Origin of the sequence: Lawsonella clevelandensis (assembly GCF_003241315.1) — a bacterium.
In the GTDB taxonomy this organism is placed as follows: Bacteria; Actinomycetota; Actinomycetes; order Mycobacteriales; family Mycobacteriaceae; genus Lawsonella; species Lawsonella clevelandensis_A.
The window spans coordinates 49,518-72,852 of the sequence record NZ_QFOZ01000001.1; the positions used below are offsets into that span (position 1 = coordinate 49,518).

Here is a 23,335-nt window from a genome sequence, read left to right on the forward strand (position 1 = left end):
AAGAAACAAATAGATAGAGCGGCCTCATGGCAGGAAAATAAGGGGAGTAAACCGCCTCTCGTCTTTCGTATCAAGATGAGTTGGACTATTGCTTTGCTCTCTGCCGCAATGGTTTTCGTTGCTATCGCCGTTACTTCTTTTGTGGGATACTGGGTTGCTTCTCGGTCTTTACTAAGTAGTGCTGAACGAACTCTAGAAGATCAAGCTACGGAATTACTTTCTGATCAGGATTTCCTGCACAGTTTGGAAAAATGCGAACTTGAGACTGATATCAGGGTCTCACGACTTCGTAATCCTGGGTTGTACTTCATGGTGGTTCATCCGCTTCACAATCAGAAGGGTAGTGAAGAAGGGAATGGATCGTTAGAAGTCCAGCGGGGATCAGATCATATTTCGCTAGGCCAATCAGACCTTGATGTCATTCATGGAAAAACTACGTATTCGCAGAGGAAAGAGCACAATCGTCTTATCCTCACCACCACAACGGGAATCAATGACTGGACTCTCGTCCTAGCTCAGAATCTTTCTTCATTACAGACCATGACAAGCCATATGGCTTCTGTATTCGCCATTATGGCGGGTATTGGTACTCTCCTTGCCATGTTGTCTGGATGGGCCGTAGCACGCACTAGTCTTGTGCCGGTGCAGCTCCTCATTGATGGTACGGAGCGTATTGCGCGTACCGACGACCTCACCCCACTGCCTGTGTACGGATCTGACGAGCTGGCACGGCTTACCGAGTCCTTCAACGAAATGCTGAAATCTTTGCAGGAGTCTCGGGAACGGCAGAGTCAATTAGTAGCCGATGCTGGGCATGAGCTGAAAACTCCACTCACCAGTCTCCGGACTAACATAGAGCTCCTTATGATGGCTTCTAAGAACCCCTCAGACACCATTACACCTGACGATATTGCCGATCTTGAACACGATGTCATGAGCCAGTTGGAAGAATTAACCAACCTGGTAACCGATTTAGTTGACCTCGCTCGTGAAGATTCGCAGCATTCCGTTGTAGAGCCTATTGACCTCGGCGAAATACTCGATGGAGTTATTGATCGAGTGCGGCGACGACGCCTGGATATAAAGTTCACGTTTAATCTTATTGATTGGTATTTAATGGGGGACCAAAGAGGTCTCTCTCGAGCATTTCTTAATGTCCTCGATAATGCTGCTAAGTGGAGTCCAGAGAACGGCACAGTAACAATGACGATGCAGCAAATTGATGATGATCGAGTTGAGATTACCGTCGACGATGAAGGACCAGGTATTCCAGCTGATGAACGCGAACTCGTTTTTGAACGTTTCTATAGGTCTGTAGAGTCGCGCGCAATGCCAGGATCTGGTTTGGGTCTTGCAATTGTGAAACAGGTGATGGAATCGCATGGGGGAAGTGTGCGGGCTGAAGAATCACCACGTGGTGGTACCCGAATGGTATTGGAGCTCCCCGGCGGACCACAGATAACAAGCAACAATAATGAGGCGATGAGAATTTCTTGACTTCTCATGATGGTATTTTCACAGTAAGTTTCAAGGTATAAGGATATATTTTTCCAGAAATGCGGTAGATAGTTAGATCATGACTTATCCAATGTCTTCTCCCACCCCACAGTTCCAGAAATACCCCATGATGCCACCAGACCCAATGCACAAAAATAAGTCGCGCCTCCCACTAATTATTGTGCTCTGTGCGGTCATTTCGCTTCTTCTCGGTATCGGCGGAGGAGTACTGGGGGCGCACATGGTGAAGGATAAGGATACGTCATCAGACTATGTGCCAAACGATACAGCGCTTGAAGCACCCACAGATAAAGACGCAAAAGTACCACCTGCCCCACAAGGATCAGTACAAGCAGTAGCAGAGAAAGTTCTTCCCTCCGTCGTCTCCATACAAGTGGCATATTCAAGCACACAAGGCGCCTCAGGATCTGGCATTATTCTCTCCAGTGACGGCCTCGTCCTGACCAATGCGCATGTTGTGAATAATGCCCGTGAGATGGCCGTTGTCACCAACGGCAACCAAATGTATGAGGCTAAACTCGTGGGGATCGATACACTCTCCGATATTGCTGTCGTAAGTGTAAAAGGCATGCGCGGTATTAGACCTATTGAAATAGGAAATTCCCAAAATCTGGCGGTAGGCCAAGAAGTTGTTGCAGTTGGTGCACCGTTAGGTCTAACAGGGACTGTCACATCGGGCATCATATCGGCGCTTAATCGCCCCGTACACACCAGTAGTCAAGGCCCACGCTCTGAGGGACAAGACACCGTCATGAACGCCATACAAACTGATGCTGCTATTAACCCCGGTAACTCAGGTGGAGCATTAGTGGATATGAACGGAAGACTTATTGGAGTGAACTCTGCCATTGTTTCTCTGGGCGGAGGAAACCCGTACACAGGTGAAGCAAGCGGCGGCAATATTGGCCTGGGATTCGCCATTCCCGTCAATCAAGCTCGACGTATCGCCTCGGAACTGGTGAAGAACGGTAAAGCTAGCCATTCCGTAATTGGTGTACAAGTGAAGCCTTCTACTAACCCCTTGGGATCATTGATTGCTGACGTTACCCCAGGCGGACCCGCTGACCGCGCCGGGCTTCGCCAAGGTGAAGTGATTACTAAAGTTGACGGACGTGCCCTTGAGCCTGTTGATGGTTTGGTTGCGTATGTCCGTTCAAAGGCACCTGGCGATGTTATTAAAGTGACTGTGGAAAAACAGGGCGGCGGTAACACGCGTACAGTGGATATTAAAGTGGGGACTCGCGATTGATCTGTCGAGCTAGTAAAGGACAAGAAAAAGTGGATGTAAACCCTGGTGATGCTGGTCGCGCGTTAGCAGTCATTACCGCTGATCATACGAATGAAGAATCCCACGCACTGACGGCAATTGTCACAGAACTGCTTGAAGAAGACGGATTCTATGTTGATGGTGTCGTTATCGTTCCCAACGACGAAGAACAAATCCGAAAAGCAATTGAAACCGGTGTTGTAGGCGGTGTGGATCTTCTTCTTACCATAGGAGGAGTTGGATTAAGTCCACGTCACCATACCCCAGAAGCGACATTGCCTCTTATCGACAGAGCACTACCTGGTATTGCGGAAGCATTGCGTTCTTCTGGACAATCTGCAGGTGCGCAAGATGCTTGCGTATCGCGTGGCATTGTGGGCATTTCAGGTTCCACGCTAGTGGCTAACCTTTCCAACTCCAGGGCTGCTGTTCGTGATGGGATGGCTACACTGCTGCCTCTTGCTCGTTATGTTATTAATGAGCTCTCTTCCCTGGATATTTACTAATGTCGGATAAGGCAGAATCGTCTCCCCAACGGCAGGTGAACCGTTGTTCTTCTGGAATATCCACTATGGGAACTAAGGGATCTAGGAGAGCTAGAGGAACTAAAGGACGTAGTTCCCGGCCGACACTTGACCAGATTTTCGGTGAGTCTCTTTCTTCCCTTAGTAGAGACGAATGTGGTGACCGGGCAGAAGGACAAGCAGAACGCCAACAATGGGAAAGTTGGCTGCGTAACCAGAAACCCCCGCATTACAGTGCGTAGGCCGCACTGTACAACAGAGAATCGTGAGTTAGTGCAGTAAAAGAGTAACTACTGCGTCATCATCGAGGCGTGCTAACTCATAAGCATCATTTTCAGGAAGCGCCACAATAGTAGTAGCGGTACGGTTTATCGTTTGCCCTGCGTGTGCATTATTTTCTTGGATAATAGCATCGTGGCAGAGGACCCAGTTCCGCTCCTTACTTGTGACAACAACATCGACGTGTTGTCCGGGCTGCCAGACATTTGTTCCATTAGTGGGAACTTCCAATGCCCTCCATCTCCGGGGAAGGTGCGGGCTGCTAAGACGTGCTGAGGTGAGAAGTTCACCATCGTCAGCATCGCCAATGAGATGTTTGCCAATGACGTGGTTTTCCTGCGTAATAGCATGGTTTGGTAGTAGTGAGTGGGGAACAGATACCCATTCAACGTCACTGGCAGTAATTTCATCTCCACTATTCATAGCGTGGTTGAGGCGTGCTACATGCACAGCAGAGGAATTATGCGCAGATAACCCTACAACAAGGATGCTAAAGACTGCTACGGCACAGGAGTATGCTTCGCGTCTTGTTCTAATGCTGGTATGAAACACTCATAGTCATATTCGTATGTGGGTTGTTGGACGTAATCGTCGTAGTCAGCGTATTCGTCATACTGTTCGTACTGGTCGTAGTGACTGTACTGGTTGTAGTGAGCTGGGGGAGTAGTGCTAGTGATAGTGTCCGTAGGGACAGTGGTTTGTGTGGTTTGTGTGGTTTGCGGAATGGTCTGGATGAAAGGGAGTGGAGTAGTATCTTCGCTTCTAGTAGTGGACTCTTCCGGCATAAGACCTCACCCTTTACGGACCGTCAACTGAAATACTCAGCTGATAGCTGGCGCATAATAGCCATCTCAGGACAAACAATTTGACTGCTTGTACAGTAGCTGTAGTGAGAGCTCCACTTACGAGTGAGTGTGCGCGCTAATACGGGTTATTCACAATGACCGTACTTGTGGAAACATGCCGTTATAACAGTAACTGCGCTACGAAAAATTACTTCTTACCAGTATTCGAGCGGGAATCAGTGCGGTAGAAACCGCTTCCTTTAAATGTCACTCCAACTGACCCGTATACTTTCTTCAAAGTACCGCCGCACTTGGGGCATACAGTGAGGGCATCATCACTGAAACTTTGGTAGATGTCGAAAGAGTATCCGCAATCTTTGCAGGTATACGAGTAGGTGGGCATGGTGTTAATTATGCGCTAGGTTGGGCACAATTGTGCAATTCGGTAGGTGTGACAACCCAGTCCATGCGAACATCATGGGATTCCGTGGGAACAATATCAACGAGTTCTGAACTGTAGACAATGGCGGCTAGCACGGGTGCGGCAGCAAGATTCCCTGCGGCTACAGCAGTATGAATATCGGCAAGTGCGCGGTCGTAGTATCCGGCACCTTTGCCCATGCGGCTGCCATCTCTACCAACGCTAATGGCGGGCAGGAGAATGAGGTCCACGCCGGGCGGTGTGGTGAGAAGATGCGGAATGCATGTGCGTGGCTGGGGAATATGAAAACGCCCCTCCTCTAGTTCCCCCCATTCTGTGAAAAGCCCCCAGGTAAGCCGTCCGTGGTCCTCACTGCGGGGAAGGAATAAGGCGGTGCAGTGTGCCGCGAGGGTGTCCAACCATGCGCGGTTGCCAGGTTCATTGCCGACAGGAATGTAAGCACAGATGCGTTGTGCATGAGTTTGTTGGACAAGAGAGCAACAATGTTGCGTGAGGGAAGCGTTAATAAAAACACGCTCATCAGGTGACCATTGACCGTACTGAGCAGCGCGGGAGGCACGTGCAGTGTCGCGGAACTCAGTTTTTAGCACAGCTTTCGGCATAGGTTTTGACACAGCACTATCCTCTCTACCGTTCTCAAAACTGTATCTTATTTTCTGCACATGGCTGAGTAAATATCAGTGTTTTTTCAGTTCTTTACCCGTTATGCCACTAGGCTATAGCTATGTCTAATAATGAAACGCGCGGTGGTGTGTTCTCCACGGCTGTTATCCCCGCTGCTGGTTTGGGTACCCGATTCCTTCCAGTGACGAAAACAGTGCCGAAAGAACTACTTCCGGTCGTCTCCACGCCCAGTATCGAACTCATTGCGGAAGAGGCTTCCGATGCTGGTGCTGATCGTCTTGTCATCATTACATCTGACCGCAAAACGGGTGTGATGACCTACTTCAACACTGATCCCATGCTTGAGGATGAGCTGAAGAAGAAGGGGAAGTATGTCATGCTGCACAAGGTGCGGCGTGCCCCCGGTCTTATTCGTGTGGAGTCTGCTCTGCAGGAGAAACCACTGGGTTTAGGTCACGCTGTTAGCCTTGCGGAGCATCATTTACATGATGACGAAGACTGCATTGCCGTTTTACTCCCGGACGATCTTGTAACGCCCACTGGCGTATTGGAGAAAATGGCTAAAGTGCGAGAGCGTTTCGGCGGAACTGTCCTGTGCGCCTATGAAGTTCCCGGCGATGACATTTCCAGTTATGGCGTATTTGATGTTGAACCTACCGGTATTGAATCCGATGAGGGATCTGTCATGCGCGTTAAAGGGATGGTGGAAAAGCCGGATCCCAAGGATGCTCCGTCTCACTATGCGGCAGTTGGTCGCTACATTCTTGATCGTTCTATTTTTACCGCATTGCGAGAAATTACCCCCGGTGCCGGCGGGGAATTACAACTGACTGACGCTATTGCAAAGTGCGCGGTTGAAGGAATTCCTACCCATGTTGTAGTGCACCGCGGTACACGGCACGATTTAGGTAATCCAGGCGGTTATATTCGCGCCTCTGTAGATTTTGCGTTACGCGATGAAAACTACGGCCCAGAGTTGCGCGAATGGCTCGAGCAGCGTCTACAGGACAATTCGGATAATCCGGACAGCGTTTAATTGCACTACTACTGTCTTACTGCTACTGCCACATAGATTTTTGAGAGGACACGAATGCGTTCTGTAGAGGAACAGCAAGCCCTAGTTACTGCATCCGCAGTTGCCCCCAATCCAGTCCGCGTGGCTATTCAAGACTCCCTGGGGTTGATGTGTGCAGAAGAAGTAGAAACAACAATGCCGCTACCCGGCTTCGACCAAGCCGCAATTGATGGTTTCGCTGTTCGTGCCGTCGACGTGAAAAATGCTCCTACAACAAGTGACCCATCACAAGACGGAGTTGTTCTTCCCGTCGTAGGAGATGTGACGGCAGGATCCCGAATGCACACACGCCTGCAACCCGACCAAACAGTGCGTGTTTTCACCGGTGCTGCTATGCCAGCTCTCGCCGATGCAGTGGTACCACTGGCATGGACAGACAATGGGGAAACCAGAGTCACTATCAATAGGCGAGTAAATCCAGGAGACTTCGTCCGTAAAGTAGGTGACGATGTAACCCCCGGAGATATTGCTGTGCGCGCTGGGACCATTGTGGGACCAGCACAGGTCGGTTTGCTGGCCGCAGTAGGGCGGGATAAAGTTCTCGTTCACCCACGTCCCCGCGTGTCTATTATCAGCGTCGGTAATGAACTAGTGGACTTGGATCGCATACCAGGGCAGGGGCAAGTCTACGACGTTGCCTCCTATGCGCTGACCGCGGCAGCATTGGAGGCAGGCGCGGAGGTACACCGTGTTGGAATTGTGTCAACAGAACCACGCGCTTTTCGAGAGTTAGTGGAAACACAACTATTACGCTCTGAAATTGTTGTTATCGCTGGAGCAGTAGGCGGTATTGCATCGGAGCATGTCCGCAATGTACTAGCGGACTTAGGCGAAGTTGAAGTGGAGCGGGTAGCCATGCATCCCGGTTCCGTACAAGGGTTTGGTCTGCTAGGTGCAGACCAAATCCCCACATTCCTCGTCCCCTCCAATGCAGTATCGGCACTGTTGGTGTTTGAACTTATGGTGCGTCCCATGATTCGTATCGCTTTGGGTAAACGCCACCCCATGCGCAGAATTATTCGTGCCCGCACTATCATTCCTGTTACCTCGATGAAGGGGCGTGCCGGATATCTGTGTGCTCAATTAATGCGTGATGAAGCAACAGGAGAGTACCTGGTACAAGCATTGGCAGGTGCTAATCCGTCAACATCGCATTTGTTGGCATCCCTTTCAGAAGCAAATGCGCTGATTGTTGTTCCTCCAGATGTTACGGAGATACGAACCGGAGAAGAAGTAGATGTGATGTTCCTAGCGCAGCGTCGCTAGAACATACGCCGCCTGCCGCTAATAGCGGGAATTACGGTGAATCACGGCGTTAATGATGGGTTTTTCGGTGTGTCATAAATGAAACCCCATAAATGCTGGTTAACCTAGAAATACAGTGAATTATTCGGGGGAGTCCTGAATTTAATTCCAGTATGTTCCACTATGCCGTAGTGGCATAACGCAGGCGGAGTAGGTGACTAAACAGTGTCCAGCTCACTTCTTATCATTTTGCTGGTAGTCGTCTGGCTTTTGATATTGCTACCGATGGTCGTTAATACCAAGCAGCCTATTCGTCGCGCCTCCGCATCGTTTTCCAAAACCCGAGTGCTGCATCGTGGTGGGGAAAAGAAGCTGAAACCGCGTCGCATAATTTCCCCACACCCTGCCGAGGATAATAGCGACTCCACAGAAGACGATTCGGTAGAAAAAGACTCGGCCGCCAAGAAGAAAACTCCACAACGACACTTCCTAAGGAAGGCTAAGCGGCTTACCGTTGATCCCGCCATTATCGCCGCTAGCTCCTTCACCGCAGAGACAACTGCCGAAGCAACTACGGAAGCAGAAGACTCCTCTACTGATGCTGAAGAGCATAAAACTTCTACTGAAGAGATTGTTATTACCCCCGAGCTATTGCACGAAAGCCTTGACAATTACCACGCAGAGCAAAATCCCGAACAAGTACTAGAGACTACTGACAAGGCCACTGACGATACAGCAGATAGTGCCGATAACGTCAGTGTAAATAGTGCTGGTGAGGACAATGCCAGTGATAACAGTGTTACTAGTGATGACAGTGAGGATAGCGATGATGGTAGTGAAGAGAAACCTATGTCTCGCCTAACGAGTAGCTTGGCGGAGAAAATCTCTGACTTTAAAAAAGCTGACCGTAATATCCCCGAACCTGCCCCACAGCTCACTCTTAACGCCGACGATATAGCAGAAGCAGAACGCCGCCGCGGACGAGGCGGCTACGACCCCATTGCTGCAGAAGAAGCCGCAGAGAAACGATATAAGCGTCGCCGCATTATCTTCCTCGTTCTTGCTATTCTGCTTATCCCCATGATCGCTGCCGCAGCAGTACTCGGTGGGCTAGTATGGATCGCCCCCGCAGCCTGGTGTGGTGTAATCGCCTTCTACCTGGCAGCACTCCGCAGCCAAGTGCGCCTAGACAACGAGCTACGCCAACGCCGTCTCGCACAAATGCGCCGGGCCCGCGCGCAACGCACCGAATACGGCTACCAAGAAGAACAAGAGCCTGCTGACACCCATTTCTATGGCCAGTACTCGCTAGTGGACATAGACGACGGAGACCCACTCTTCGACCACCTTGATACCCGCCCATTCATGGAAGAATACATGGCGACACACGCCGAAGAATTCTCCTACGATGAAGGCGGCTACCTGCGTGACCGTTTCGGCCGCGTACGCGTCAATGCCTCCCGCTACCCGGACTCTGCCGGCATAGGACAGCCGGAGCAGCTAGGACAGCAGCAGTACCGCTACGACGATGCTGAAGCAGACTACCAGTACGATGATCCCTACACGTTGGGCGAGTACTCCGGTGAACGCAGCGTGGACTACTGGGGTGAGGAAGAAGCCGCGCAAGACATTGTCCGCTTCGAACTACCTCACAATGATGGGGACTACCGAGACGTCGGCTAGAGCTACGCTGCTGGTGGCCAGTGACCACAATTTCTAACCTACTGTCCCACACTGGTACAGTAGGAAAGTCTGGGGCTATAGCGCAGTTGGTAGCGCGTCTCGTTCGCATCGAGAAGGTCAGGGGTTCGATTCCCCTTAGCTCCACAGAATACAAAATCCCTGGTCAGAAATGACCAGGGATTTTCTTTATTTATGATTATTTATGCTGTTAAACATGTGTTTTTTAGAGTAATGACAACTAGAACTAAATAGAACGCTGCGACCAATTATGGAATAAAGTTGGCACATTCTAGGCACAAAAATTGCTCATATGGATATCTGTTACCACTCTATTCATGAAGAAGAAAAAGACTGGTCGATAGAAAACAATCTATGCGGGCTAGCTTATAGACTATGAGGTCGAAAATTTTAGGGTCGGTAGTGTGCTCCGCACTGCTTACTATTGCAACATTCTCACTTGTCCCAGCCCAGTCGGTTGCCCACGCTGACTCTGCTCAGCTGGCTTCTCGTTTCACAATGGGTGTTTTCCCTGATACTCAATACGCATCTGCTGGAAGTATCCCAGCATCGCACCACTTCATGAATAGATACGGGAGTGAGCCTTATAAAGTTCAAACCCAGTGGTTAGCAGATAACAAGAAGGCTTTCGGCCTGAAGTTCGTTGTACATCTAGGCGATGTCGTCAATAATTCGGTGAATGAGGGTCAGTGGAAGGCTGCTGATGCCGCCATGAGTATCCTGGAAAAGGGCGGTGTTCCGTATTCTGTACTCCCAGGAAACCACGATATGGGTCCTATTCCAGTAGTTGGGGGATCAGTCAATAAGCTTGCGGAAGAAGTTGGGCGATACGCCGACTATGGTGCGTCTAAGGTGAATTACCCCGGCACAATTGGTGTTGAGACGAAACCTTCTGTGTTTAGTGGTAGCAAGGCGACGAAGGAACTTCCTTTCTACTCCAAATGGTTCAGTGCGGAGCGGGCACAGAAGAACCCCACTTTCCGGGAGCGCTTCAATGAGCTCAATAATGAGTCCGAATACCATATTTTTAGTGCTGAAGGGCATAGTTTCCTCGTTCTGGCGTTGGCGTACCAGGCCAGTGATCGAGTACTGCGGTGGGCTCAAAAAGTCTTGGATGCGCATCCTACTCTGCCTGCTATTCTTACCACGCATGAGATCCTTGTTAAGGGCGGTGACAAGCGTGATATCCAGTTCACTAAGGGTTACGGTGAGCACTTGTGGAATGACTTCATTAAAGAGAATGACCAAATATTCTTGACGTTATGCGGCCATAATGCTGGGTCAGGAACACTGGTAACGAAAAATAATAAAGGTCATTCTGTTGTTAATGTTTTGCAGGATTACCAAGAATCTTATGAGGGTGGGAATGGGCTCTTAGGGCTCCTCCAGTTCGACTTCACGCATAACACTATGGAAATGCTGGCGGCTAGCCCCTACGCAGCTAAGAAACCTGCTAAAACACTCGTCAATGAGGATGTTCTCTATTATCAGAACGAGCGGGATTCTTTCATCGAGCACATGGATTTCGCGCAACGCTTCGCTGGTTTCACCCGGTTCGTTGTCAATCACAAAGACGAGAACGACCCAGACTATCTTGACATTGCACGACGCAATCTGCGATGCCGACAGCCCTCGTTAAAACCTGTTACTACTCCTTCGAAACTGCCTGCTTACCTAGAAATGCCAAAGTCGTTCGTACCCACGGGAAGAACGGGTAAACAGTAGCAGGTGTTTTCTTCTACCAACTGGGCAGCCAGTGTTGAAGGTCCCATAGGTCGGGGCTGATGGGTACGCCGTAGAGGATGGGGAGTATCCAAACATAGTTAGCAATAACGAGCCCCATGAAGGCGCAGACGATGACGCGCCCGATGTGTATGTTGCGGCACCAGGTTAGCCATGCCGCCCGTACATTCCATATATGCTGAGCGTGTTTCCTCGGTTTATTCCTATTCCCTGAAGTGGCAGTGGGAATAGTGGGTATATTGGGAACCCAACCGTCTATCTGTGCGAGCATGAGTGCTAGGCCCAGGCAGATGAAGGGGACGAGGGCGGAGGCGTAGAAGAAGTACATTTGCCTGTCCCAGTTGAGAAGCCAGGGTAGCCAGGCGGCAGCATATCCGCAAAGGATGATGGTGTAGCGAGGGTCGTGTTTGATAATGACCTGGTGGATTGCCCATACGAGCATGATGAGCCCCGTCCACCAGATAACCGATGTACCCAATAGAAGTACTGCCTGGACGCAGCCGTCGGGGCCGCAACTGTGCGGTCCGCTGGCGGGTTCCACACCGGTGTCATAGTAGTACAGCAGAGGGCGGATATTGGCGATCCACTGCCACGGTTTGGATTCCCACGGGTGGTGGTATCCCTGGGAGTTTGTGAGGTTGGCGTGGAAGGTGAACATTTGCTGGTGGTAGTACCACAATGACTGCAGGTTGCGGGGGATAAAGGTTGACCACCACGCGTGGGAAACACCCACGTGCCGGTAGACGGCATTTTCGGCGCGTAGCCAACTCCACCAGCTGGCAATGTAGATGCCAATGGGCATGATGGCGAGGGAGGCGATCGCCGGGAAAGTATCGCGGCGTAGCGTCCCCACCCAGGGGCGGGAAACATGGTAGCGGCGGCGGAGCGCAACATCCCACATCACGCTCAGAAGGCCAAAAACCACAATGAAATACAGCCCCGACCATTTAACCGCAGTAGCTAGCCCTAGGAATACTCCGGCGCTGAACCGCCACCAGCGGAATCCCCAGCGGGGGCCGAACTCGCTGGTGAACGTGGTTCCTGCCTGCAGCGTTGTCACCATGCGGTCTTCTACCTGGTCACGGTCGTGGAGGAGACACAGTAGCGCCGCTAGCACGAATTCGATGAGGAAAATATCGAGCAACCCTGTACGAGAAACGACGGTAAACATGCCGTCACAAATAAGGAGAATCCCGGCGAGTGCCCCCGCATAGGTGGATCCGGCGAGACGCCGCCCAATGCGCACAATAAGAATGACGCAAATAGTGCCGGCGATGGCGCTGCTGACACGCCACCCCCATGGGTTGTAGCCGAAAACCGCCTCCGATAGGGCTATCAGGTGTTTCCCTAAAGGCGGGTGCACGACCAATCCGTAGCCGGGGTTGAACTCCATGCCGCCGTTGTGAAGCATCTGCCAGGCCTGCGGTACATAGTGTTTCTCGTCGAAGATGGGTGTGCCGTCATCAGAGAGAGCACCTAAACCCATAAAGCGAGTGAGTGCCGCGATAACACCAAGAAGGGCGGTAACAATCCATCCCCGTGTTGTATCTGTTGCCCGTTGAGGGGCTGGCCAGAGAGGCTGTGGGCTGACAGAGCTGGCGTTTGGGGTAGGCCGCGGACCCCATATCCCTACCTGGTGACGCGCATGATACGCACGCGAGGTAGGAACCTCAGTGAGAGGACGTTTCCTCGCGGATACAGGCGCGGGCGCGGGCAGGGAGGTGGACGGGGGCACGCTTCGATCCTACCTAACCTCGTCCAACGTGTGCTTTCCCACGTGGGGTGGTTCCCGCCGCTGCCTATACTGCACTGCCTATACTGCACTGCCTATACTGCACCGCTTATGCCGTGCCGCGTACACTGGTGGCATGACAACTCCACCGAGCGAGACAGTGTATTCCCCCGTAGCGCCTGCCGGCACTCTCATTGTGGGGGCAACGCCGCTGGGGAATCGAGGTGATGCGACACCGCGTCTACGGGCAGCCCTCGCCACCGCCGATATTGTGGCGGCAGAAGACACTCGCCGCACCCATCAGCTGGCACGGGATCTGGGTGTCACCATCACAGGGAAGGTTCTTTCCCACTACGACCACAATGAGCGTGACCGCGCCCCTCAACTCATCGACTTTCTCCAGCAGGGTCTTACCGTGCTGGTTGTTTCCGATGCGGGAATGCCCACCGTATCCGACCCCGGCTACCGGGTAGTGTCCCTGGCGGTAGCGGAAGGTATACCCGTCACCTGCTTGCCCGGCGCCAGCGCACCCCTGACCGCTCTGGCGATCTCCGGCATTGGGGCAGATCGTTTCGCCTTTGACGGTTTCGCCCCGCGCAAACCGGGGCCGCAGCGCGCCTGGTGGGAGAGTCTAAAAAACGAGCCGCGCACCGTCATCTTCTTTGAATCCCCGCATCGTTTAGCGGATACGCTGGCGGTTGGTGCGGAAGTGTTGGGGGAGCGGCAGGCCGCAGTGTGCCGGGAACTCACGAAAACCTATGAGGAGTGCCGGCGAGGCACATTAGCGGAGTTGGCTGACTGGGCGGCGGAGGGTGTGCGCGGCGAAATCACAGTAGTAGTGGCGCCGGACAGTCCGGAAGATGACGACACCAGTGACGCCACTCTCATTCGGCAGGTGGAGGAACTGGTCTCTGACGGTATTCGCCTCAATGATGCGTGTGGGGCGGTGGCGAAAAGCCACGGTCGTCGGAAGCGGGAGTTGTACCAGGCGGTTGTTGCTGCTCGCGGGGAACTCTGAGAGCTTCCCAGCGCTCCCATTTCCCATGGGCTAACTAGGCTTTAGAGCCGGTCACTGCCTAGAATGAGACACATGACTAAGCCTGTTCTTACCGCTGTTGCCTGGCCGTACGCCAACGGACCCCGCCATATCGGCCACGTCTCCGGATTCGGCGTCCCCTCCGACGTTTTCTCCCGCTACCAGCGCATGGTGGGAAACGACGTCCTCATGGTGTCCGGCACCGATGAACACGGCACCCCACTCCTTGTCCAAGCAGACAAGGAAGGCATGAATGTCCACGATCTGGCCGACCGCTACAACCGGGTCATTGTTAACGACCTTGCCGGACTCGGCTTGTCCTACGATCTTTTCACCCGTACCACTACCCGCAACCACTATGCGGTAGTGCAGGAGATGTTCCGCACCGTCGCCAAGAACGGGTACCTTTTTACCAAGAAAACTACTGGCGCTATCAGCCCCTCCACTGGCCGCACCCTACCTGACCGCTACATTGAGGGCACCTGCCCCATCTGTGGATATGAGGGTGCTCGTGGTGACCAGTGCGATAACTGCGGTAACCAGCTGGATCCGTCTGACCTTATTAACCCGGTGTCAAAGATCAATGGGGAAACCCCCAAGTTTGTGGAAACCGAACACTGGTTCCTTGACCTCCCCGCGCTAGCAGACGCTTTGGGGGACTGGCTGCGTGGCCGTAAAGACTGGCGTCCCAACGTATTGAAGTTCTCCCTCAATATTCTTGACGATATTAAACCCCGCGCTATGAGCCGCGATATCGACTGGGGTATTCCTATTCCTATTGAAGGATGGCAGGATCGCAACGATAAGCGTCTATACGTGTGGTTCGACGCTGTGGTGGGATATCTGTCTGCCTCCATTGAATGGGCGTACCGTATTGGCGACCCGGATGCGTGGCGCAAATGGTGGAACAATCCCGAAGCCCTCAGCTACTACTTCATGGGTAAAGACAACATCACCTTCCACAGCCAAATCTGGCCGGCAGAACTCCTCGCCTACAACGGCCACGGCAGTAGGCAGGGCGAACACGGCATGCTGGGGAACCTCAACCTTCCCACGGAGGTTGTGTCCTCGGAATACCTCACCATGTCCGGATCCAAGTTCTCCTCCTCTCGCGGCGTCGTCATCTATGTGAAGGACTTCCTGAAAGACTTCGGCCCTGACGCATTACGCTACTTCATTGCGGTTGCCGGACCGGAAAACCAGGACACTGACTTCACCTGGGACGAATACGTACGCCGCACGAACAGTGAGCTTGCCAACGAGTGGGGTAACCTCGTCAACCGCACCGTCTCCATGGCACACAAGAATTTCGGAAAAATCCCCACCCCCGGCACCCTCACCGACGCCGACATGGAACTGCGGAAACAAGCCGAAGAGGCCTTCCAGACTATCGGCATGAATCTGGCGCACTCGCACTTCAAAGCCGGCATTACCGAAGCCATGCACTACGTGGCCAGCGCTAACCGCTACATTGCCGCCCAGGAACCCTGGAAGATTGCGAAAGACGTAAAAGCAGGCGGTGCGGCAGCTGCGGAGGCAGAAGAACGCCTAGCGACCGTCCTTCACACTGCACTGCAGGCCGTCCAAGACGCCAACACCATGATGACGCCCTTCATGCCGAACGCATCCCAAAAAATCTTCGAACAGCTGGGTGGCGAAGGTGTGTGGGCTGCACAGCCAGAAATCCATGAGGTTGTTGACGACATGCCGGTTTCCCCCGTCGGCGCCGGTGTTCCCGCGCCGGGCCGTGAATACCCCGTCATTATGGGTGATTACGCCAATGAGCTTGCTTCTTGGGAGCGGCATGAGATTGTGCCCGGAACTCCGTTGGCGAAGCCGAAGCCCATCTTCCAGAAACTTGATCCGGAACTAGGCGAGACTGGCCCCGAGTGGGCACCCGTACAGCATTAGGATCCAGCTTTAGGAGCACGTTATGGGTAAGAAGCGTCGCGAACCTGTACCGGCAGAACCACTCTTCCCCCTCATTGATGGCCATACACACCTAGATTCCTGCGGCGGGACTGACCCGCAAGGCGTCCATGAGCTAATGGATCGGGCAGAGGCTGTCGGCGTTGTCGCGGCAGTCACGGTAGGCTGCCACATTAACAGTGTGGATAATGCGCTGATGGCGGCGGAGTCGGATAGTCGCGTGTGGGCAGCGCTTGCCCAACACCCCATGGATGCCCACGAAATTGATGAAGCGGGACGGGTACGGCTGGCGGAGCTCGTGCAGCATCCGCGTGTTGTTGCAGTGGGGGAGTGCGGACTGGACTACTACTGGATTGAGCGTGAACCGGAGACTACCGCCACACAAGTGCAGCAGGAGGAACTTTTCCGCTGGCATATTGATCTCGCTAAAAAGGTCGGTAAACCAGTGATGATCCATGCGCGTGACGCGGATGCGGATCTCATTCGTATTCTGGACGATGAGGGTGCCCCGGAGAAAACAATTATTCACTGTTTCTCCAGCGGCGTAGAGATGGCGCATCGCTGCGCTGAACGCGGCTTTTATGCAACGTTTGGAGGGTCTACGACGTTCAAGCCCAATGCGGAGTTGCGGGAGGCAGTGCAAGTTTTCCCGCATGATCGCATCATGGTGGAGACGGATGCGCCGTACCTCACACCAGAGCCTTTTCGTGGGGCAAAGAATGAACCGCAATATGTGGCGTACACGGCCTACCGCCTAGCGGAGGTTATTGGTATGTCCCCCACGGATTTTGCTGAATTGACGACGCGTAATGCTTGCCGTGTGTATGGGATACCGTTCCCCGTTAAGTAGTACTAGAGGCACTTCACCTGGTAACGTTACGTTATCGTTATAAAAGTGCGAATGAGATTTCGCCAACTGCTTACCACTGCGCAAGATAGTTACTTCCACAGGTAGCTACTCCCAGTATTTCCGAAAGATGTTACCAAGGAGATCTGTTATGTCTGACACTGGTCAGCACCGTGCATCGTCCCGCCGTGTCCAGCCCGTGTGGCGTATTCTGCTTGCCGTCGCACTTGTTGCGGTGACGATTTCCGCTGGTGTCAGCATGGCCTACCATCGCTCCATCACACTCATTGTGGACGGTGAAAAATCTACTGTTAATACATACAGTCACACCGTCAAAGACATACTAGCGGCGCAAGGATACACAGTGGCGCCGGGGGACCTTGTTAAACCTTCTTCCGACACGCGCGTAGCGGGTAATGACACCATTACGTATCAGAAGCAGCGTCCCTTTAACCTGGAAATTCAGACAGGTAATAAGGAAAACGAAAAAGTAGAAAAAATTAGCATTAAGACAACTGCCTACACCGTAGAAGACGCGATAAAAGAAGTAAAGAATTTTAACCCTAGCTACGGTCTTAATGTCTCAACTGAAAAACGTATTCCCACTAGTGGTTTAACAGTAAAAGCTATTAAGCCGCAGACTGTCTGGCTATCTGATCTTGGCAATAAACCTATGTGTGTCAAAGTAGGAGCCTTCACCGTTCGGGAGGCTTTGGAAAAACTTGGCACCCCGTTGCGTAACTCGGACGAAGTGACCCCCTCCCGCAATGCGACAGTGACCCCCAATATGAAAATTAGGGTTATCCGCCACGGAGATATGGTGCGGGAAAGAGTTGTCTCCCTTAAACCTACGGAGAGGATCATTAAGGATCCCACCCATCTGCAGGGAATTCGCATCGTCATTAAACATGGCAAGCCTGGTAAAGCAGTTCTCACTGAGCGTCTTGTTTTTGATAAACACGGTAAGGTCATTAAACGGATTCTCATTAAACGCATCGTCACCGATAAACCCGGTAAGGCCACAGTAAAAGTAGGATCCCAGCAGATCGATAAAATCTGGGACCGTCTTGCACAGTGCGAAGCAGGCGGTAACTGGGGTATTAACAATGGCAATGGTTTCTTTGGCGGCCTGCAGTTCACGCAAGGAACCTGGGAAGCACATGGCGGACGTGCCTACGCTCCACGAGCTGACCTGGCCACCCGCGAACAACAAATTGCAGTAGCAGAAAAGGTACGGGATTCCCAAGGATGGGGCGCATGGCCAGCCTGCACTGCTGGTATGGGATTGCGGTAAAGGCGGCATAGTTGTGGCTGATGCTTCCCATAGTCTTCAATCTCCCCATACCCCACATGTTGACTTATTAACTGCTCCCGAGATCCGTAAGTTGGCGGATACGTTAGATATTCGTCCCACCAAAACCCTCGGCCAGAATTTCGTCATCGACCCCAATACGGTACGCAGAATTGTGGCGGCAGCCCACCTAAAACCACACGATACGGTCGTAGAAATTGGTCCAGGTCTGGGATCGCTCACACTGGCGTTAGCAGAAACCGGCGCCCAAGTAACAGCTGTGGAGATCGATCCACGATTAGCAGAGCAACTCCCAACAACATTTCAATCCCACGCCCCCGAAGCTTCTCTCCGCGTTATTACCAAAGACGCTATGCACGTAACTGCGGAGGAAATTCTTCACACAGGCCACCCCGCCCCCACTGCGCTCGTCGCTAATCTTCCCTATAACGTTGCGGTACCCGTACTGCTACACATGCTAGATATTCTCCCCTCCTTGCGGACTACAGTGGTGATGGTGCAGGCAGAAGTAGCCGATCGATTGGCTGCCACACCAGGCAGCCGCATTTACGGTGTCCCCAGCGTCAAAGCCAACTTTTACGGGACTGTCTCGCGTGCGGGAGCAATTGGACGCAATGTCTTCTGGCCGGCTCCCAATGTTGATTCTGGGCTTGTACGAATTACTGCCTTCGAGAAGGAAACTGCTCCCTGGGATCCCTATGATGCCGACTTACATGCGGCAGTGTGGACAATAACCGATGCTGCGTTCGCGCAGCGTCGCAAAACACTTCGTGCTGCCCTCAAACCCCTGACAGGTAGTGGAGAGGCGGCGGAGCACCTTCTGAAAGCAGCCGGCATTGATCCAACATTGCGAGGGGAGAGGCTGACCGCGGCCGATTACGTGCGGCTAGCACAATGCGGGGCATCGCTACTGTAGGAAGCTGCTGCAGAGAGTTGCGACAGAGAATCATGGCAGAGCGGGTGTACCTATCGTGTTCTGGAACCTCCGCTTTATGCAGGACGCGTAGTAATCTAGGGGAGTGCTCACCGTTGTAAGACCCCCGGTTTCCGTATCTGCCCCCGGAAAGGTGAATCTGCACCTAGGGGTTAATGGCGTACGCTCTGACGGCTACCACGAACTCACAACAGTCTTCTGTGCCTTATCACTGCGCGATACCGTCACTGTTTCTACAGCAGACCACCTTTGTGTCACAGTCTCCGGCGAAAGTGCCGAAGAAGTCCCCCGCGACTCTCATAATCTTGTCTGGAAAGCTGCCGAACTGGTTGCCGACGCGTGTGGTGCTCACCCCGGTATAGCCCTACATATTGACAAAAACATTCCGGTTGCCGGAGGAATGGCAGGAGGCTCAGCGGATGGAGCAGCCGCCCTCATCGCCTGTAACGAGTACTTTCAAGCAGGGCTAGAAAAACAGACTCTTCTCGATATGGCGTTAGAACTTGGCTCCGACGTACCTTTCTGTATGGTGGGAGGAAGTGCTCTTGGAAAGGGTAGGGGTGAACAACTGCTACCCGTTTTACACCGCGCGCCTCTTCACTGGGTGCTGGCCATTGCTAAAAAAGGTCTTTCCACCCCTGCGGTATTCCGTGAATACGATCGTCTTCATGCGCGGAACACCACACTGGACTTCAAGAACTCACACTCGGGGGGAGACCCAGATACCCTTTTACAGGCCCTCGCAGCTGGCGATCTCACAACTATCGCTGCCCACCTCAGCAATGATTTACAAGCAGCTGCTATCAGCCTTTACCCCGAGCTTCGCTACACCCTCCGTGTGGGAAAAGAAGCAGGAGCCCTCGCCGGTATCGTCTCTGGATCTGGCCCTACTTGTGCTTTCCTCTGTAAAGATGCTGACAGTGCCCTCGCTGTTTCCGCAGAACTTGCCGGAGCTGGTGTCTGTAATGCCGTCCGCACTGGATTCGGACCCGTCCCCGGCGCCACTATCGAAGAACAGGCAAACTAACGTGCCCAATGCCCCTATTAACCTCATTAACTGTGAGGATGTGTCCCTCAGCTATGGCTTAAAGCCATTACTTGACCACGTCTCACTCGGTATTAATGAAACCGACCGCATCGGTATTGTCGGCCTCAACGGAGGAGGAAAAACAACCCTCCTCGAGATCCTCACCGGGTTACAGGAACCCGATAGCGGGCGCGTCTCACGCCGCAGCAACCTACGGTTCGCCGTCGTCACGCAGCGATCCCCACTCCCACCCGGAGCCACTGTGGGGGAAGCGATCCTCGCCAGCCAGGGACTGGATTCCTATGAGTGGGCTTCCGATGCCCGTATCCGTACCACAATGGCTGGTCTCGGCATTGGAAACCTCGGACTCAATACGCCCGTAGAGCAACTTTCCGGTGGGGAAAAACGCCGTGTCGCACTTGCCGCCGCACTTATTCAAGAACTTGACCTCATCGTTCTCGACGAGCCCACCAACCATCTTGATGTGGAAGGCGTGCAGTGGTTGGCCGACCATCTCCTTTCCCGCCATTGCGCAGTTGTTGTTGTCACACACGACCGCTGGTTCCTTGACGCCATCGCAACCCGCACCTGGGAAGTACACGATGGGCAGGTCGATATGTACGACGGTGGCTACAACGACTGGGTTTTCGCCCGTGCGGAACGCGCCCGCCAAGCAGCTGCCACCGAACAACGCAGACAAAACCTCATGCGGAAAGAACTAGCCTGGTTGCGTCGCGGTGCCCCCGCCCGTACTTCCAAGCCACGCTACCGAATTGAAGCCGCCGAAGCGCTGATTGAGGACGTCCCAGAGCCCCGTAACAGTGCTGAGCTTATGAAATTCTCGGCTAAACGGCTGGGGAAAACCGTCATCGATTTCTTTGATGGCAAACTGGTTGGCCCCAGCGGAGACGTCCTCGTGGAACATCTCAACTGGATGCTGGCGCCGGGTGAACGCATTGGCTTAGTGGGCGTCAACGGTTCTGGTAAAACCACGTTGTTGCGCACACTAGCGGGGGACTATCCACTTGCCGCAGGTAAGCGTGTGCAAGGCCCTACTGTGCATATTGGATGGTTAAAGCAGGAACTTAATGACCTCCCCACCGACCGCACTGTACTACAGGCAGTGGAAGATGTGGCGGGCCGCGTCACCATCGGAAAAAATGAACTAACAGCATCACAATTATTGGAACGCTTGGGATTTCAGCCAGCGCGCCAGCGTACCCCAGTTAAAGACCTCTCCGGCGGTGAGCGACGACGCCTGCAGCTCACCCGTATCCTTATGGACGAACCCAATGTGTTACTACTGGACGAGCCCACTAACGATCTAGATATCGATACTCTCCAACAGTTAGAAGATCTGCTTGACCAGTGGGCAGGAACATTGGTGGTGGTATCCCACGACCGCTACTTAATTGAACGTATTTGTGATTCCACGTGGGCACTATTCGGCGACGGTAAACTCACCAATCTTCCACGTGGAATTGAACAGTACTTAGAACGTCGAGCAGAGATGGCGGAGAATGCTACTCGTTTGCAGGCAGCGCAATTGGGGGCAGAAGCAGCAGATGCTACCTCATCGCAGGAAGCGCAGCTTACCGCCGGTGGTCTAGTGCGTGGGTCAGCAGAAGAACGCGCTGTGAAGAAAGACCTGAGACGGCTAGAACATAGCCTGGAGAAATTGCGCACACAAGAGAAAAAGTTGCACGATAAATTAGCGACAGCAGCGAGCGCAACACCTGTTGATACTGATTTATTAGCCGACCTCGATCGTGAACTGAAAAGTGTCCTCGACGAGATAAGCGAAGTGGAGATGGAGTGGCTGGAAAAGGCAGAAACCCTGGAATGACACCATCATCGACGGAAAAACCCGTGGGGTTATTAACCGGAAACTTCAAATGGATAGTTCCCGGTCTTGCCCTGTATATGGTGGCATCTGGGTTTGAAGTAGTTGCCGTCAGTGTTGTTATGCCGACGGTGGCTCGTGAACTTAACGCCATGAGCTCCTACTCGTCAGCAGTTGCTATTACAGTTGCCTGTTCCATCATTGGTATTTTGCTGGCAGGTCCCTGGGCGGACCAAAAGGGTCCACGTATCCCCATTACCGTTGGCGCGGTTTCTATGATGACGGGTCTCCTCTTCGCAGGTTTTGCCCGAACTATGCCCTTTTTCCTGGTAGGACGCGCTATTCAGGGGATTGGTGTGGGGCTGGTTAACGTGAGTTCCTACGTCATTATTGGGCGTGAACTCCCTCCGCATTTGCATGCCAGAATGTTTTCCGTCAATGCCATGTCCTGGATATTGCCTGCTCTTATAGGGCCTGCTATAGCAGGGCTTTTAGTGGATACTGTGGGATGGCGGTGGGCATTCTGGGGCGTCGCTCCCATTTTTGTTATCGCCACGGTCATCACACTGGTTGGTATGCGCTCGCATGGTGGTGCAGCAGAGCAGAACCTTACCGGTAAAGAGTGGCGAGAGAGGGTTTTTCGGGCGTTTATCATCGCCGTGTGTATTTGTGTGTTACAGCCAGCAGGTGAGCTTATCCAAGAGGGCAAAGTTGTTCTTGTTGTGGTGGGAGTTATTGTCATTATGGCAGTACTGATAGTGGCTGCCCGCAAACTTGTTCCGCCCCACACTCTGACAATGCGAGAGGGGTTACCCGCAGTTATTGCGTCGCGTCTTTTCCTTGCTGGCTGTTACTTTTCTATGGAGTCCTATATTCCCCTTATTGGCCAGTCTCTTCGCCATGTTGGTCCTACGCAATCGGGTCTGCTTGTTGCTTCTGGCTCGGTGACGTGGGGGATCGCTTCTTTCTTACAAGCGCGACTACCGGAAAATCTTAATCGGACGAAAATATTGACAACAGGAATGGCGAGTGGAGCAGCAGGTATCGTTGTTACTTTTACACTGGCGTTACAGCAGGTTCCTTTAGCGGTTGCTATTGTCGGGTGGGGGATTGCTGGTTTTGGCATTGGTGTCGCTTACCCGCTCGCTAGCGTAATGGTGTTGACACTTTCGCAGCCTGGTGAGATTGGTAACAATTCGGCTTCTCTCTCTATGGCAGAGCAGTTGGGAACATCAACATCATTGGCATTAGGCGGTGTGCTTTTTGGAGCATTGGTGGAAAGCAGTATGCTGCACGCTATTCTCGCTTTCACACTGGTGCCACTTGTCTACAGCATCCTCGGTATTATTGCCGCGGCTCGCACTAACGTTGGGCAATTGCCTGTACGTGTGTCCAGTGCCGGTTCAGTCCCAGATAGCTCTACGGAGTAAACTGTTAAAAAAACAGTTTTAGTACCACTTTTTAGTAGCGCT

The 23,335-nt window shown here is 52.8% G+C and carries 20 protein-coding genes, 1 tRNA gene and 1 pseudogene; 17 read left to right on the plus strand and 5 right to left on the minus strand.

The window, feature by feature from the left end; genetic code table 11:
• Window positions 1-75 precede the first annotated feature (75 nt).
• The 4 genes from DI579_RS00225 to DI579_RS00240 all read left to right on the plus strand — a co-directional run bounded on the left by DI579_RS00225 (window position 76) and on the right by DI579_RS00240 (window position 3,551).
• A complete protein-coding gene (locus tag DI579_RS00225) occupies window positions 76-1,497 on the plus strand; it encodes a HAMP domain-containing sensor histidine kinase (protein ID WP_303678518.1) in 1,422 nt (473 codons plus the stop codon).
• A 79-nt stretch (window positions 1,498-1,576) separates the two neighbouring features.
• Window positions 1,577-2,767 (plus strand): S1C family serine protease, encoded by a 1,191-nt coding sequence (locus tag DI579_RS00230; RefSeq protein ID WP_290595578.1) that lies wholly within the window; start codon window positions 1,577-1,579, stop codon window positions 2,765-2,767.
• 71 nt (window positions 2,768-2,838) lie between these two features.
• The gene (locus tag DI579_RS00235) at window positions 2,839-3,291 is read left to right on the plus strand and encodes a molybdenum cofactor biosynthesis protein B (protein ID WP_290595679.1); all 453 of its coding nucleotides are present in this window, start codon (window positions 2,839-2,841) and stop codon (window positions 3,289-3,291) included.
• Window positions 3,291-3,551 carry a hypothetical protein gene (locus tag DI579_RS00240; protein ID WP_290595576.1) on the plus strand — a complete coding sequence of 87 codons (261 nt, stop codon included), beginning with the start codon at window positions 3,291-3,293 and terminating at the stop codon, window positions 3,549-3,551. The genes DI579_RS00235 and DI579_RS00240 overlap by 1 nt, the downstream gene beginning before the upstream one ends.
• A gap of 28 nt (window positions 3,552-3,579) precedes the next feature.
• Here the strand turns inward: DI579_RS00240 and DI579_RS00245 are convergent, their stop codons facing one another.
• The 4 genes and pseudogenes from DI579_RS00245 to DI579_RS00260 all read right to left on the minus strand — a co-directional run bounded on the left by DI579_RS00245 (window position 3,580) and on the right by DI579_RS00260 (window position 5,429).
• Window positions 3,580-4,038: a flagella basal body P-ring formation protein FlgA gene (locus DI579_RS00245; protein ID WP_303678519.1), complete on the minus strand. Its 459-nt coding sequence runs from the start codon at window positions 4,036-4,038 to the stop codon at window positions 3,580-3,582.
• 50 nt (window positions 4,039-4,088) lie between these two features.
• On the minus strand, window positions 4,089-4,373 hold the full coding sequence (locus DI579_RS00250) for a hypothetical protein (protein ID WP_303678520.1): 285 nt from the start codon (window positions 4,371-4,373) through the stop codon (window positions 4,089-4,091).
• Window positions 4,374-4,599: 226 nt separating this feature from the next.
• Window positions 4,600-4,776: pseudogene (locus DI579_RS00255) on the minus strand (FmdB family zinc ribbon protein); the annotation flags it as partial.
• Between the two features lie 8 nt (window positions 4,777-4,784).
• Window positions 4,785-5,429 carry a 5-formyltetrahydrofolate cyclo-ligase gene (locus DI579_RS00260; RefSeq protein WP_290595574.1) on the minus strand — a complete coding sequence of 215 codons (645 nt, stop codon included), beginning with the start codon at window positions 5,427-5,429 and terminating at the stop codon, window positions 4,785-4,787.
• Window positions 5,430-5,539: 110 nt separating this feature from the next.
• On the opposite strand from DI579_RS00260, the gene DI579_RS00265 reads away from it, so the two are divergent.
• From DI579_RS00265 to DI579_RS00285, 5 genes are all read left to right on the plus strand, one after another.
• Window positions 5,540-6,475, plus strand: coding sequence for a UTP--glucose-1-phosphate uridylyltransferase (locus DI579_RS00265; RefSeq protein ID WP_290595573.1), 936 nt, complete (start codon window positions 5,540-5,542; stop codon window positions 6,473-6,475).
• Between the two features lie 54 nt (window positions 6,476-6,529).
• A complete protein-coding gene (gene glp / locus DI579_RS00270) occupies window positions 6,530-7,780 on the plus strand; it encodes a gephyrin-like molybdotransferase Glp (RefSeq protein WP_290595572.1) in 1,251 nt (416 codons plus the stop codon).
• A gap of 204 nt (window positions 7,781-7,984) precedes the next feature.
• Entirely contained in the window at window positions 7,985-9,442 is a 1,458-nt protein-coding gene (glpR, locus tag DI579_RS00275) for a gephyrin-like molybdotransferase receptor GlpR (RefSeq protein ID WP_290595571.1), read from the plus strand.
• Window positions 9,443-9,513: 71 nt separating this feature from the next.
• Window positions 9,514-9,586 (plus strand) — tRNA-Ala (locus DI579_RS00280).
• A gap of 249 nt (window positions 9,587-9,835) precedes the next feature.
• The gene (locus DI579_RS00285; protein ID WP_290595570.1) at window positions 9,836-11,185 is read left to right on the plus strand and encodes a metallophosphoesterase; all 1,350 of its coding nucleotides are present in this window, start codon (window positions 9,836-9,838) and stop codon (window positions 11,183-11,185) included.
• Window positions 11,186-11,198: 13 nt separating this feature from the next.
• On the opposite strand, the gene DI579_RS00290 is transcribed toward DI579_RS00285, so the two are convergent.
• Window positions 11,199-12,938, minus strand: coding sequence for a dolichyl-phosphate-mannose--protein mannosyltransferase (locus DI579_RS00290; protein ID WP_290595569.1), 1,740 nt, complete (start codon window positions 12,936-12,938; stop codon window positions 11,199-11,201).
• Between the two features lie 133 nt (window positions 12,939-13,071).
• Here DI579_RS00290 and rsmI point away from each other — a divergent pair, with 133 nt between their 5' ends.
• The 8 genes from rsmI (at window position 13,072) to DI579_RS00330 (ending at window position 23,293) form a co-directional block, all read left to right on the plus strand.
• Window positions 13,072-13,953, plus strand: a complete 882-nt coding sequence (gene rsmI / locus DI579_RS00295) for a 16S rRNA (cytidine(1402)-2'-O)-methyltransferase (protein WP_290595568.1) — start codon at window positions 13,072-13,074, stop codon at window positions 13,951-13,953.
• Between the two features lie 72 nt (window positions 13,954-14,025).
• Entirely contained in the window at window positions 14,026-15,882 is a 1,857-nt protein-coding gene (metG, locus tag DI579_RS00300; protein ID WP_303678521.1) for a methionine--tRNA ligase, read from the plus strand.
• 22 nt (window positions 15,883-15,904) lie between these two features.
• Window positions 15,905-16,750 (plus strand): TatD family hydrolase, encoded by an 846-nt coding sequence (locus tag DI579_RS00305; protein WP_290595566.1) that lies wholly within the window; start codon window positions 15,905-15,907, stop codon window positions 16,748-16,750.
• A gap of 148 nt (window positions 16,751-16,898) precedes the next feature.
• Window positions 16,899-18,041 (plus strand): resuscitation-promoting factor, encoded by a 1,143-nt coding sequence (locus DI579_RS00310; protein WP_290595565.1) that lies wholly within the window; start codon window positions 16,899-16,901, stop codon window positions 18,039-18,041.
• A gap of 82 nt (window positions 18,042-18,123) precedes the next feature.
• Window positions 18,124-18,975 (plus strand): 16S rRNA (adenine(1518)-N(6)/adenine(1519)-N(6))-dimethyltransferase RsmA, encoded by an 852-nt coding sequence (gene rsmA, locus DI579_RS00315; RefSeq protein WP_290595677.1) that lies wholly within the window; start codon window positions 18,124-18,126, stop codon window positions 18,973-18,975.
• A gap of 103 nt (window positions 18,976-19,078) precedes the next feature.
• Window positions 19,079-20,020, plus strand: coding sequence for a 4-(cytidine 5'-diphospho)-2-C-methyl-D-erythritol kinase (locus tag DI579_RS00320; protein ID WP_290595564.1), 942 nt, complete (start codon window positions 19,079-19,081; stop codon window positions 20,018-20,020).
• A gap of 1 nt (window position 20,021) precedes the next feature.
• Entirely contained in the window at window positions 20,022-21,866 is a 1,845-nt protein-coding gene (locus DI579_RS00325) for an ABC-F family ATP-binding cassette domain-containing protein (RefSeq protein ID WP_290595563.1), read from the plus strand.
• Complete coding sequence (locus DI579_RS00330) at window positions 21,836-23,293, plus strand: MFS transporter (protein ID WP_290595562.1); 1,458 nt, start codon at window positions 21,836-21,838, stop codon at window positions 23,291-23,293. Before DI579_RS00325 ends, DI579_RS00330 begins: the two co-directional genes overlap by 31 nt.
• The last annotated feature ends 42 nt before the right edge of the window (window positions 23,294-23,335 follow it).

What these genes read in the sequence shown, in the direction of transcription:
- DI579_RS00225 (WP_303678518.1), top strand. Translation starts at nt 76, where the DNA reads ATGAGTTGGACTATTGCTTTGCTCTCTGCCGCAATGGTTTTCGTTGCT.
- DI579_RS00230 (WP_290595578.1), top strand. Translation starts at nt 1,577, where the DNA reads ATGACTTATCCAATGTCTTCTCCCACCCCACAGTTCCAGAAATACCCC.
- DI579_RS00240 (WP_290595576.1), top strand. Translation starts at nt 3,291, where the DNA reads ATGTCGGATAAGGCAGAATCGTCTCCCCAACGGCAGGTGAACCGTTGT.
- DI579_RS00250 (WP_303678520.1), bottom strand. Translation starts at nt 4,373, where the DNA reads ATGCCGGAAGAGTCCACTACTAGAAGCGAAGATACTACTCCACTCCCT.
- DI579_RS00265 (WP_290595573.1), top strand. Translation starts at nt 5,540, where the DNA reads ATGTCTAATAATGAAACGCGCGGTGGTGTGTTCTCCACGGCTGTTATC.
- glp (WP_290595572.1), top strand. Translation starts at nt 6,530, where the DNA reads ATGCGTTCTGTAGAGGAACAGCAAGCCCTAGTTACTGCATCCGCAGTT.
- DI579_RS00285 (WP_290595570.1), top strand. Translation starts at nt 9,836, where the DNA reads ATGAGGTCGAAAATTTTAGGGTCGGTAGTGTGCTCCGCACTGCTTACT.
- rsmI (WP_290595568.1), top strand. Translation starts at nt 13,072, where the DNA reads ATGACAACTCCACCGAGCGAGACAGTGTATTCCCCCGTAGCGCCTGCC.
- metG (WP_303678521.1), top strand. Translation starts at nt 14,026, where the DNA reads ATGACTAAGCCTGTTCTTACCGCTGTTGCCTGGCCGTACGCCAACGGA.
- DI579_RS00305 (WP_290595566.1), top strand. Translation starts at nt 15,905, where the DNA reads ATGGGTAAGAAGCGTCGCGAACCTGTACCGGCAGAACCACTCTTCCCC.
- DI579_RS00310 (WP_290595565.1), top strand. Translation starts at nt 16,899, where the DNA reads ATGTCTGACACTGGTCAGCACCGTGCATCGTCCCGCCGTGTCCAGCCC.